This window comes from Acidocella sp., assembly GCF_028687955.1.
Taxonomy (GTDB): Bacteria; Pseudomonadota; Alphaproteobacteria; order Acetobacterales; family Acetobacteraceae; genus Acidocella.
On record NZ_JAQTZC010000056.1, the window covers coordinates 3,284 to 15,241 of the forward strand.

An 11,958-nucleotide genomic window follows, 5' to 3' on the forward strand; every position below is an offset into this window, starting at 1 on the left:
GAGGCATAATCATTACGGGTGGTGATCCGCAGGCTGGTCCCAGCCACGATCACGTCAACGATCTTAGGCTGGCCGTTCACCTCGTCCACCGCCCAGCCCACATCGGCCGGCGCCTTGCCGGGGCTGGTGATGGTGGTGTGCACCACCATGTCGTTGCCCATCGGCGTCGCCCCGTTCACCACAAAGCTGAGACCCTGATAGGCTTTGATCTGGTAGGTGATGTTGTAGGACAGCAACTGATGAAACAGGTTGAGGAACTGCGTGTGCTGATCGGGCGTGGCGACATTGAGATACCGCCCCAGCACGTAGTCCCCCACATGATTGACCGCGACGATTTTGTTGACCAGCTCGCGCAGCTCATCGGCCTTTTGCGTGCTGCTGGCGTTGCTGTTCACAACCGAAACCAGCTGCTGGCCAGATTGAGTGATGAAAGCCTTGGCGGCATCGGCCGGCACCAACGCGGCCTGGGCGAAGCTGGGCATGGCGGCCAGCACGGGAGCGCAGGCGATAGCACCCAGAAGCAAACGGCGAAGATACATTATTTAAGTCCTTATGGTTAGTGTCGGCGGCTATCGATGCGCCCAGGGATTGGGCACTGGCGTGTCGCGCTCATCAATTAGCTGCAACTCTGAGTCACGACTTTGGCGATAAAGGCTCCTAAATGTGGCATAGGGGTCGAGCGCGGTGGCCTTCACCTGGTCAATCGGGCCAATGAAAGCAGCCCGCGTGTTGATGAGGTGCAGCCCGGTCTGTGCATAACCGAAATCGGTGAGCGCGCCGCTCGCGGGCGCAATCTCCATCGGCGTGGCAAAATATTCAACCGGCAGGTTCCAGATATCGCGCGCGCCGGAAGGGCCAAACACCGGCAGATACAAATACGGTCCGGCGGGCACGCCCCAGATCGCCAGCGTCATGCCGAAATCGGTATCCGTCTCAGGATAGCCCAGCGCCGCCGCGGGGTCGAAAATGCCGCCAATGCCAATGGTGGAGTTGAGCAGGAAGCGCACAAACGCCGTGCCCGCGTCTGTCGGCTTGCCTTCCAGCATGAAATTCGCCCAGCGCGCGGGCTCGCCGATATTGGTGATGAAATCGCCCACATGGGTGCGGATCGGCTGCGTGGTGATATCCACATACCCCTGCGCCAACGGCTTGAAGGCATAGGTGTCGATCTTGTCATTCACAGCGTAGAAAACCCGGTTGGTTGGCTCCAGCGGATCGTTCTGCTGCTGGTAGGCCTGGTAATCTAGCGTATCCGTCCGCGGCGGCGCGGTGGCGCAGCCCGCCAGCAGAACTGGGAGCAGCAGCCCGGGCGCCGCCAGGCTGAATACCCGGCTCAACCTTCGTTTCACGGTCATCTTCATACTGTTCAATCCCCACTTAACCCAGCCCCCCAGGCTGGGCGGCTCCATATATGTGTTGCTCAATAACGCGGCTTCAACTCAGATACCACAGCCAGAAACACATGCCCCTTCTATCTTCGGTGACCAGGCGAAATCCATGCCCGCGAACCGTATGAAGCCCTTGCGAAAATCCGGCGGTGCTGTCACGGAACCAGTATGATCCATTCCCCGCCCCCTGCCACTCTGCAACGCTGGGCCGCCTTCGCGCGCATCGCCCCCCTGCCCGCCCGCGAGGGTGCGGCCCCGCCGGCCATTTCCTTCGAATTCTTCCCGCCCAAAACCCCGGCGCTGGAGGCTCAGCTCTGGGCCTGCATCGAACGCCTGGCCACCTTGCGGCCTCAATTTGTCTCTGTCACCTACGGCGCTGGCGGCTCCACGCAGGAGCGCACCCATGCCACGGTGCTGCGCATCGCCAAGGAAACCAGCCTCACCCCGGCCGCGCACCTCACCTGCGTTGGCGCCACGCGCGAGGAGGTGGACGAAGTTGCCCGCCGCTACTGGGCCGCGGGGGTTAAACACATCGTCGCCCTGCGCGGCGATGCGCCCAACGGCGAGGCCTACACCCCGCACCCCGGCGGCTACGCCTTCGCGTCCGATCTCGTCGCCGGGCTGCGCCGCATCGCTGATTTCGAGATCACCGTCGCCGCCTACCCCGAGGTTCATCCCCAGGCGCTCAGCCCGCAGGCCGACCTCGACAACCTCAAGCGCAAGCTTGACGCCGGAGCCACCCGCGCCATCACCCAGGTGTTCTTCAACAACGGCATCTACCTGAACTTCCTCGACAAGGCGCTTGCCGCCGGCATCACGGCGCCAATCGTCCCCGGCATCATGCCCGTCTCCAACTTCAAGCAGGCCGCCAGCTTCTGCGCGGCGTGCGGCACCTCCGTGCCGAAATGGATGGCCGCGCTGTTCGAGGGCCTAGATGACGATATCGAAACCCGCCGCATGGTCGCCGCCGCCACCACCGCCGAGCAGGTGCGCATCCTACAGGCCAACGGCATTGACGAATTCCACTTCTACACCCTCAACCGCCCGGATCTGGTCTATGCCATCGCGCGGATTCTAGGTGTAAAACCCTTAACCGCATGACAAATTATCTGGATGGCCTGAATCAGGCGCAGCGCGATGCCGTGGAGACCACCGAAGGCCCGGTGCTGGTGCTGGCCGGTGCCGGCACCGGCAAAACGCGCGTGCTCACCACCAGATTCGCACATATCCTGCTCAGCCGCCGCGCCTACCCCAACCAGATTCTCACCGTCACCTTCACCAACAAGGCGGCGCGCGAAATGCGCGAACGCGTGGACAAAATCCTCGGCCAGCCGGCCGAGGGGCTGTGGCTCGGCACCTTCCACGCCCTGGGCGCGCGCATGCTGCGCCGCTTCGCCGAGCGTGCGGGCTTGACGAGTAATTTCTCCATCCTGGACTCCGACGATCAGATGCGCCTGCTCAAGCAGGTGATGGAAGCCACGCGGATTGATATAAAACGCTGGCCCGCACCCGCGCTGATGGCGCAAATCCAAAAATGGAAAGACAAGGGCTTCATGCCGGGTGAAATTCCCATGGCGGAATCAACGGATTTCGCGAACGGCAAGGCCGAGGCCCTGTACCGCGATTACCAGGACCGGCTGAAGGCGCTGAACGCCGCCGATTTTGGCGATCTGCTGCTGCTCACCGTCAATCTGCTGAAAAAAGACCCCGAAGTCCTCGCCACTTATCAGAACATGTTCAAATACATTCTGGTGGACGAATACCAGGACACCAACCTGGTGCAATATTATTGGCTGCGCCTGCTCGCGCAATCGCATAAGAACATCTGCTGCGTGGGCGATGACGACCAGAGCATCTACTCCTGGCGTGGTGCCGAGATCGAGAACATCCTGAAATTCGAACGAGATTTTCCCGGCGCGAAAATCGTGCGGCTGGAAGCCAACTACCGTTCCACCGCGCCGATTCTCGCCGCCGCCTCGCATCTCATCGCGCATAACGCCGGGCGGCTGGGCAAAACCCTGCACGCCGGGCGGGCTGATGCCACGGGCGAGAATGTCGAAGTGGTGGCGCTGTGGGATTCCGAGGAGGAGGCCCGCATGATCAGCGGGCGTGTTGACACCTACCGCCGCGCCGGACAATCCCTGGCTGAAATGGCGATTCTGGTACGCGCTGGTTTCCAAACCCGCGCTTTTGAAGAACGCATGATCCTGCTAGGGATTCCCTATCGCATCATCGGCGGCCTGCGCTTCTATGAGCGTGCGGAAATCCGTGACGCGGTGGCTTATCTGCGCGTGCTGGCGCAACCGGCTGATGACCTCGCCTTCGAGCGCATCGTGAATTTACCCAAGCGCGGCATCGGCGATACCTCCCTGCGCGCCATGCACGGCAAATCCCGCACCGCGCAGGTCTCGCTCTACGCCGCCACGGGGCTGCTGGTGCAGGAAGGCGGCTTCAAGGGCAAGCTACGCGAAACCGTGCGCGCGCTGCTGCAAAACTTCGACCATTGGCGCGCCACGCTGGAGCGTGAGGGTCATGTTGTCACGCTGGGGACCATGCTCGAGGAATCCGGCTACATCGCCATGTGGAAGGCCGACAAATCGCCCGAAGCACCAGGGCGGCTGGAGAACCTGAAAGAGCTGATCCGCGCCCTGGCTGATTTCGAATCCTTGCAGGCATTCCTTGAGCATGTCTCGCTGGTGATGGAGAACGAGGAAAACAGCGGCGACGCCAAACTCGCCATGATGACCCTGCACGGCGCCAAGGGGTTGGAATTTGACACCGTGTTCCTCCCCGGCTGGGAGGAAGGTGTGTTCCCCAACCAGCGCGCGCTGGACGAGGGCGGCAACAAAAGCCTGGAGGAAGAACGCCGCCTGGCCTATGTCGGCATCACCCGCGCGCGCCACCGCGCCATCATCACCCACGCCGGGCGCCGGCGCACCTATGCCGGCTGGCAGGATTCCATCCCCAGCCGTTTCATCGCGGAACTGCCAGAGGCATTCATCACCCACACCGGCTCGGCCGCGGCCAGCCAGCAGCCGCGCTGGGGTGCGCCGGTCAGCTTTCCGGTGCAGGCCCGCGCGCCGGCAAAACCACCGGCCAGCGCGAAAATTCCAGTCGGCGCGCGGGTCTTTCACCAAAAATTCGGCTATGGAACCGTGCTGGCCGCCGAGGGCGACCGGCTGGACATCGACTTCGAGACATCAGGAGAAAAACGCGTGCTGAGCAATTTCGTGGAACGGCATGATGCCTGAGCAACTGGACTGCATCGCGCTCACCGTCCCGGCTGACGCGCTGGATTTTTTCGAGGCCGCGCTAGGCTCCGTCTGCCGCGCGGTGTCCTTCTTCCATAACGAGGACCTGAACATCTGGGACATCCAGGGCGTGAAGGAGCGCGGCGCCCATGAGGCGGAGCTGGAATCCGCCCTCGCCGTGGCTGAGATGCTCACCGGCGTCACGCCCGAGATCACCCGCGCCCTGGTTCCCGTCGGCGGCTGGCTGGCGCGCACCAAGGCGGCATTCCCCGAGCAGACCATCGGGCGGCGCTTCGTCGTGCGCGGCACGCATATCAACGCCCCGGAAATTCCAGGGCGCATCACCCTCACGCTGGATGCCGGCCTCGCCTTTGGCACCGGCGAGCATAACTCCACCCGCGGCTGCCTCATCGCGCTGGAGCGCCTGGCGCAATACCACCACCCGCGCCGCATCCTGGACCTTGGCACCGGCTCGGGGATTCTCGCCATCGCCGCCGCCAAGCTGCTGCGCCAGCGCGTATTGGCGAGCGATATCGACTCACGCGCCGCCCGTGTCGCCAACGCCAACGCCACGCTCAACGGCGTCGCCGGGCTGGTGCACGCCATCCGTGCCGATGGCTGGGTGGACAAGCGCATCAAGCGCAATGCACCCTATGATCTGGTATTCGCCAATATCCTCGCCCGCCCGCTCTGCGCCATGGCGCATCAACTGGGAGAAAGCCTGGCGCCCGGCGGCACCGCCATTTTAGCTGGGCTGCTTACCACCCAGGCCAACTGGGTGCTCTCGGCTCACCGCCGCGCCGGGCTGGTGCTGGAACACCGTCTGATCGACGGCGCCTGGTCGATTTTAACCCTGCGTAAGCCCTGAAATAAAAAAGGGGGCAGCGCCCCCTCTTTTTAGAAGCCTCTTACGGCTGCGTGTATGTCAGCGCGGCTCACGCCGATATCTGCTAGTTCACGGTCAGAGAGCCGTTCCAGCTCAGCTTCCGCTTCCCGGCGCTTGCGCCAGGCTTTGAAACCATCCCGCAGACCCTTGTGCTGCTTAGCTTCCGCATACGGACGCTGACGAGCAAATAAAAGCTCGCCGAGCTTGCCGAAAGAAGAATGGTTGTCGATAGTGGTCGTCATAATGGGCACCTGTTTTTTCCCGCATAACGGCCGGTTCAACGTGATCCAGCAGCGTTTATGCTGCACCGCACTTAACACGGTTGGGCTGTTTTCAGACACGGTTTGGCACCAGCGCAGCCATGCAATCAACACATAGCAAATGGAACTGCATGACCTCAGAACATAACGCCCGGCTTACAGCCCTGCGCGCCACCCTCAAATCACGCGGGCTGGATGGCTTCATCATCCCCCGGGCTGACGAACATCTGGGCGAATATGTCCCGGCTTCGGCCGAGCGGCTGGCCTTCATCACCGGCTTCACCGGCTCTGCCGGGCTGGCGATCGTCCTGCCCGGCCGTGCGGCCGTGTTCTCCGATGGCCGCTACACCCTGCAACTCGAACAACAGACCGACCCCGCCCTGTGGGAGCGCCTGCACATCACCGAAACCAAACCGGAGGACTGGCTGGCGCACCACGCCGCCGGGTTGCGCATCGGCTACGACCCCTGGCTGCTAAGCGCTGACTCTCTGGCCCGCTTCGCCGCCAGCGCCATGGTGGCCACCCAGCCCAACCCAGTGGACGAGATCTGGGCCAGCCGCCCCGCCCCGCCGCTCGCCCCAGCGGTGGCGCACCCGCAAGCCTTCACCGGGGAGAGTGCCGGGGCAAAACGCGCGCGGCTAGGCGCGGCATTGCGCGAAGCCGGGCAAGACGCCGCCATCCTCTCCGACCCCGCCTCCCTCGCCTGGCTGTTCAACATTCGCGGCGCGGATGTTGAGTTCACCCCCATCGCCCTGGGTTTCGCCCTGCTCTTCGCGGATTCCACCGCCACCCTGTTCATGCCCGGCGCAAAACTCCCGCCCGAGACCCGCGCGCAGCTCGGCCCCGATGTTACCCTGGCCGAGCGCGCCGCCCTGCCCGCCGCCCTGGCGGCGCTGGCCGGTAAAGCCGTCCGCTACGACCCCGCCGCCATGCCCGTCTGGTTCAAAACCACGCTGGAGGCGGCCGGCGCGAAAATCGCCGAAGCGCCGGACCCCACCGCCCTGCCGCGCGCCCTGAAAAACCCCGTGGAACAAGCAGGCGCACGCGCCGCCCACCAGCGCGACGGCGCGGCCATGGTGCGCTTCCTCGCCTGGCTGGCGAAGACCGCCCCCACCGGCGCGCAAACCGAAATCTCAGCGGCTGAAGCCCTGCTGGCCGAGCGCGGGCGGGAACAGCATTTTAAAGGCGAGAGCTTCCCCGCCATCTCAGGCACGGGCGAACATGGCGCCATCATCCACTACCGGGTCACCCCGCAGAGCAACCGCCCGATAAAGCCCAACGAAGTCTACCTCATCGACAGCGGCGGCCAGTATCTCGATGGCACCACCGATATCACCCGCACCATCTGGACCGGCCCCGGCCCCGCGCCTGATTTGGTACGCGAGCATGTCACTCGTGTTCTCGCCGGGCATATCGCGCTGGCGCGGATGGTCTTCCCCGAAGGCATCGCCGGGGCTCATCTGGACTCCTTCGCCCGCGCGGCGCTGTGGCAGGCGGGGCTGGATTACGACCACGGCACCGGCCATGGCGTCGGCTCCTATCTCTCGGTGCATGAGGGGCCGGCCAGCATCTCGCGCGCGGCAAAACCCGTGGCGCTGCAAGCAGGCATGATCCTCTCCAATGAACCCGGCTTCTACCTCCCCGGCGCCTACGGCATCCGGCTGGAAAACCTCGTGCTGGTGCAGCCTGCCGAATTTCCCGCGCAAAAGCGCAAATTTCTGCGCTTCGAAACGCTCACCCTCGCCCCGTTTGACCGCGCGTTGATCAACCCCGCCCTGCTCACCGCCCCGGCGCTAGATTGGCTGAATACCTACCATGCCAGAGTCTACGCCGAGCTTTCCCCGCATCTGCCAGCCGATGCCCGCGGCTGGCTGGCGCAGGCCACCGCCAAAATATAAACATTGACCCGGCAAACGCCGGTATTGCAAAATTACAGGGCGCGATTCGCGCCGGACCCCAAGCTGTAAGGTGACCGAACCATGCGCTTGTTCGTTGCTCTGGACCTCCCGTGGGAGGTCAAAGAAGAACTTGCAGATCTTTCCTGCAATATTCCCGGCGCACGCTGGGTGCCTGCGGAGAATTTCCATCTCACCCTGCGCTTCATCGGCGAGGCCAACCGCCTGCAGGCCGAGGAAATAGACCTGGCGCTCGCCACCCTGCGCGGCCGCAGCTTTTCCTTTTGCCTCTCCGGGCTTGGCTGGTTCGAGAAATACGGCCGCGTCTCGATGCTCTGGGCCGGGGTGGAGCGCAACGCCGACCTCGTGCGGTTGCAGACGAAGGTGGAAACCGCGCTGCACCGTGTCGGCATCCCGGCGGACCGGCGGCGGTTTACCCCGCATGTCACCCTGGCGCGGATGGACATGCCGGTAACCCCGGCCATCACCAGCTTCGTGCAGGCGCACAACCTCTACCGCTCAGCGCCGATCCGCGCTGACAACGTAACCCTGTTCAGCAGTTTTCTCGGCAAGGACCAGCCGACCTATACGCCCGAGGCGGAATATGCGCTGGGGTAGGCGCCCACCCCGCAGCCGCCGCTCTTGCAGCGTGCATGCTACGCGAACAGCTTCACTTTTTTAACCTTCTTCCAGATCCGGCGTAGCTGCTCGTCATCCTCCACGGCGCCGCGGGCGCACCAACCCAGCACAATCCCCACCGCACGGCAGGCCGCGCCGTCATCACCGGCGGCAAGCCGCAGCGCCAGCTCGTGCGCCACGGCAAGATCGTTGAAAATCCCAAGCCTATCCTGCAATTTTGCCAAACTCCTGGCATAGGGTGCCAGTTGCTTGCGCGCATCGAACAACCCGCCAAAAAAATCGACCGCATAGCGCAGCTTCTTCAAATCCTTGCGCAGCTCGTGGCGTTCCACCGCCGCGAGATGTTCGATATTCTTGCCGTCGCGCAGTAATTTACGATGCAGCCGCGCCAGGCTTGCGCCCGCGAACTCCCTGGCCGGCATGCTCAAATCCGGCAACGCCTCGCCCTCCAGCGCGTTGCGCCAGCCATGCGCCGCGGCGAACCCCTGCAAGCCCAGCACAAAGCGCATGGTCTGCGGCCCGGCCAGCAACGCGCGCACCGCCTCATGCCCAGCCGCGCGGAATTGTTCAACCTGCGCCAGCAAACTCTCAAAGCCAGGTTCATCGGCAAAGGCCGGAGCCGGCCCGTGCCTAACCATCGCTGCAAACACATCCCAGTTGCGCGCCTCGCCCATCGCGTTGGCGATATCCCTGGCCTGCTCACGAAAAACCGCAAACCCCGCATTGGGAAACGCGCGTTGGAACAGCCCCAGCACCGAGCGCAACCGGCGCATCGCCACGCGCATCTGGTGCACCGCCTTCACCGCATCGCCCGCTTCAAACGCCGGCCAGTTGGCGATGAACTGCCCCAGGCAGGCGTTGATCAACTGGCCGATCGCGCTATCGAGCACCGGCTCTCCCTGCAAACCCGCCACCGCGCGCACCGCCTCCGGCGCCTTGCCCGCAGCCAGCGCCGCGCCGCGCTCGGCCTTGCTCTGGCTCTCCAGCCGCGTTGGGAACGCCGCCACAAACGCCAGCCCCAGGCGATACAGCGCCGCCGCGCCGCCGGATTTGCGCTCCATCTCTATTTCGCGCACCGGGCAGGTTTTCTCGCCCGCGCTAATCACCCCCACGTCAAACGCCACCTCGATTGTGGCAGCTTCCTCGTGGATCGTCCTGACGACGCGCTTGATATCGCTGCTGTAAACCGCCTCCAGCCTGCGCCCCGCGGTAAGCCGGGTAATCGCCTGCGCCATCTCGGGCGGCAGCAGGTCAATATCCAGCTCCGGCGTGGGACTTACCGCTTCAACCTCGCCGCGCTCGAACCACCCTCCGGCAAAACTGCCCGTCCATTTGAAGGTGATGACATGACGGCGGTTCACGGTGCGCACGCGCAAACTCGCCTTGTGCCGCGCCAGATCGCCTGCCGCCGTGTCGAAATAAACCGTAACCAGCCGCCGCGCGCGCGGGCGCCGCGCGGGCACATCCAGCCGCTCCCATTGCTGCGCGGCTGCAAAAGCCGCCGGGGCAAGCACGAACTTCAACTCCTCCTCACGCATGGCCGCGCTCATCTGCGGTATCAGCGGATTTTCAGGACTGGCGGCGGGCTGGTCTGATGCGGGCAAAATACAGAAATCCGTCAGCTGGGGTTCGCACCCGATTACGGAAAAAACCAATACCGCGCAGCTTATAACGGTTGCGCCGCCATGTCCAAACCGCCTACCCTGGCCGGTTGTCCGCAACCGGTTTGCAGGCATAGTCTCAAGACCGCGCCTGCGTTGATTCAGGTCAAGGCCAGCCGCGTGCGCCTAGCCTACACAAAAATAACAAGGAGTTACCAAAATGCCGGAAGACAAGCCCAGCGCCAAAAAGCGTATTCTGCTGGGTAGCGCCATTGTTCTCGTGCTCGCCGGCGGCTTGGCCCTCTGGTACGCGCCCGTGCTGTTCGGGCCGCCGCCGGGTGCGGGGCATGTCATCGTCTCCGGCAATATCGAGGCGCATGAGAGCGTGCTCAGCTTTACCAGCGTACAGGCGCCGATCACGGCCCTGCCCTTCGATGAAGGCGCCACCATGCAGGCAGGCAGCGTGCTGGCCCAGGTGGATGACCGCCTCTACCGCCAGCAGGCCGCCATCGACGCCGCCAATGTACAAACCGCCGCCGCGCAGGTGGCCGTGAGCATAAGCAACCTCGCCGCCGCGCAAAGCACCCTGGCAAGCGACCAGTTCGGCCAGCTTCAGGCGCAGCAGGACTACCAGCGCGCCCAGGCCCTGGTAAACACCCGCACCGTCTCGGTGCAGGCGCGTGACCTCGCGCGCACCGCCGCCCGGCAAGCCGCCGCCACGGTGGCGCATGATGCCGCCCTGGTGCAGGTGGCGCAGGCCAACATCGGCCTCGCCAAAGCCAGTGAGAGCGCCGCGCGCGCCAAACTGGCATTGGATGACATCACCCTCTCCTACACCACGTTGCGCGCGCCTTTCAGCGGCGTCATCGCGGTGCGCGAGGCGGAGCTTGGCGAGCTCGCCGCCCCTGGCGTCGCCATCTTCACGCTTGACGATCTGGACCATGTCTGGCTGCGCGCCTACATCAACGAGCCGGACCTCGGCAAAATCCGCCTCGGCGAGGCGGTGGACGTAACCACCGACACCTACCCCGGCAAAATTTACGCCGGGCGCATCAGCTTCATCTCGCCGGAAGCTGAATTCACCCCCAAAACCGTGGAAACCCATGCGGAACGGGTCACCCTCGTCTACCGGGTGCGCATCGACATCGCCAACCCAACCCATGAGCTGCTCCCCGGCATGCCCGCCGAGGCCAAAATCGCCTTGCTCCCCGCCGGGCCATGAGCAGCGCCGCCACCATCACCGCGCAAAACTTGGCGCGCAGCTTCGGCGCCACGGCGGCGGTGCGCGATATCAGCTTCAGTATCCAGCGCGGTGAAATCTTCGGCTTCGCCGGGCCGGACGGCGCGGGAAAAACCACCGTCATGCGGATGCTGGCGGGCGTGCTCCGGCCTGATTCCGGCGGCATCGCCGTGGAGGGCATCGATGTCATCGCCAACCCGGAAGCCGCAAAATCAAAACTCAGCTACATGCCCCAGCGCTTTGGCCTGTATGAGGACCTGACCGTCGCCGAGAACATCTTCTTCTATGCCGAGCTGTTCTCCGTGCCGCGCAAAATCCGCCTCGCCCGCGCGCGGGAACTGCTGGAGGCTGCGGGGCTGATCCCTTTTCAAAAACGCCTCGCAGGCCAGCTTTCGGGCGGCATGAAGCAGAAACTCGGCCTGGTTTGCGCGCTCATCCATACCCCCAGCGTGCTGCTGCTCGATGAGCCCACCACCGGGGTCGACCCTGTTTCGCGCCGCGACTTCTGGGGCATTCTCTACAATCTGCGCGAAAGCGGCGTCACCATCGTGCTCTCCACCGCCTATATGGACGAAGCCGAGCGTTGCTCGCGCCTGGCGCTGATGCATGCTGGCAAAATCCATTATTGCGACACCCCGGCCAGGCTGAAGCAAGCGATGCCGGGGATGCTGCTGGCCATCACCGCGGCAGACCCGCGCGCCGTGCGCGCAGCCCTCGCCGATGCCCCCGGCGTGCTGGGCCTGCTGCTGATGGGCGACCGCGTAAACGTGCGCGTTGACGACGCCGCCCGCCGCGCGC

Annotated in this window: 11 protein-coding genes; 7 read left to right on the forward strand and 4 right to left on the reverse strand. The window is 64.3% G+C overall.

From position 1 onward, the window contains the following. Both PHE40_RS08305 and PHE40_RS08310 read right to left on the reverse strand, forming a co-directional pair. The coding region (locus PHE40_RS08305; protein WP_299960683.1) for a phospholipid-binding protein MlaC at nucleotides 1-539 on the reverse strand (539 nt) is incomplete at its 3' end. 30 nt (nucleotides 540-569) lie between these two features. Beyond that, the gene (locus tag PHE40_RS08310; protein ID WP_299960685.1) at nucleotides 570-1,361 is read right to left on the reverse strand and encodes a VacJ family lipoprotein; all 792 of its coding nucleotides are present in this window, start codon (nucleotides 1,359-1,361) and stop codon (nucleotides 570-572) included. Nucleotides 1,362-1,556: 195 nt separating this feature from the next. On the opposite strand from PHE40_RS08310, the gene metF reads away from it, so the two are divergent. Genes metF through PHE40_RS08325 form a run of 3 tightly spaced genes read left to right on the forward strand, consistent with a single transcriptional unit; the run spans nucleotide 1,557 to nucleotide 5,507 of the window. Continuing rightward, nucleotides 1,557-2,489, forward strand: coding sequence for a methylenetetrahydrofolate reductase [NAD(P)H] (metF, locus tag PHE40_RS08315; RefSeq protein ID WP_299960686.1), 933 nt, complete (start codon nucleotides 1,557-1,559; stop codon nucleotides 2,487-2,489). After that, on the forward strand, nucleotides 2,486-4,639 hold the full coding sequence (locus PHE40_RS08320) for an ATP-dependent helicase (protein WP_299960688.1): 2,154 nt from the start codon (nucleotides 2,486-2,488) through the stop codon (nucleotides 4,637-4,639). The genes metF and PHE40_RS08320 overlap by 4 nt, the downstream gene beginning before the upstream one ends. Then, nucleotides 4,629-5,507: a 50S ribosomal protein L11 methyltransferase gene (locus tag PHE40_RS08325; protein ID WP_299960690.1), complete on the forward strand. Its 879-nt coding sequence runs from the start codon at nucleotides 4,629-4,631 to the stop codon at nucleotides 5,505-5,507. The genes PHE40_RS08320 and PHE40_RS08325 overlap by 11 nt, the downstream gene beginning before the upstream one ends. Before the next feature lie 29 nt (nucleotides 5,508-5,536). Here the strand turns inward: PHE40_RS08325 and PHE40_RS08330 are convergent, their stop codons facing one another. Next, the gene (locus PHE40_RS08330) at nucleotides 5,537-5,767 is read right to left on the reverse strand and encodes a DUF1127 domain-containing protein (protein ID WP_299960692.1); all 231 of its coding nucleotides are present in this window, start codon (nucleotides 5,765-5,767) and stop codon (nucleotides 5,537-5,539) included. A gap of 149 nt (nucleotides 5,768-5,916) precedes the next feature. Here PHE40_RS08330 and PHE40_RS08335 point away from each other — a divergent pair, with 149 nt between their 5' ends. Together PHE40_RS08335 and thpR are read left to right on the forward strand one after the other, a co-directional pair. After that, nucleotides 5,917-7,683, forward strand: coding sequence for an aminopeptidase P family protein (locus PHE40_RS08335; protein ID WP_299960694.1), 1,767 nt, complete (start codon nucleotides 5,917-5,919; stop codon nucleotides 7,681-7,683). An 81-nt stretch (nucleotides 7,684-7,764) separates the two neighbouring features. Beyond that, complete coding sequence (gene thpR / locus PHE40_RS08340; RefSeq protein ID WP_299960696.1) at nucleotides 7,765-8,298, forward strand: RNA 2',3'-cyclic phosphodiesterase; 534 nt, start codon at nucleotides 7,765-7,767, stop codon at nucleotides 8,296-8,298. A gap of 38 nt (nucleotides 8,299-8,336) precedes the next feature. Here thpR and PHE40_RS08345 read toward each other — a convergent pair whose 3' ends face one another. Beyond that, on the reverse strand, nucleotides 8,337-9,869 hold the full coding sequence (locus PHE40_RS08345) for a CYTH and CHAD domain-containing protein (RefSeq protein ID WP_299960697.1): 1,533 nt from the start codon (nucleotides 9,867-9,869) through the stop codon (nucleotides 8,337-8,339). A 271-nt stretch (nucleotides 9,870-10,140) separates the two neighbouring features. On the opposite strand from PHE40_RS08345, the gene PHE40_RS08350 reads away from it, so the two are divergent. Together PHE40_RS08350 and PHE40_RS08355 are read left to right on the forward strand one after the other, a co-directional pair. Beyond that, nucleotides 10,141-11,142: an efflux RND transporter periplasmic adaptor subunit gene (locus tag PHE40_RS08350; protein WP_299960699.1), complete on the forward strand. Its 1,002-nt coding sequence runs from the start codon at nucleotides 10,141-10,143 to the stop codon at nucleotides 11,140-11,142. Next, nucleotides 11,139-11,958, forward strand: an 820-nt coding sequence (locus PHE40_RS08355; protein WP_299960701.1) for an ABC transporter ATP-binding protein, incomplete at its 3' end; no start/stop codon positions are given. The genes PHE40_RS08350 and PHE40_RS08355, both read left to right, overlap by 4 nt.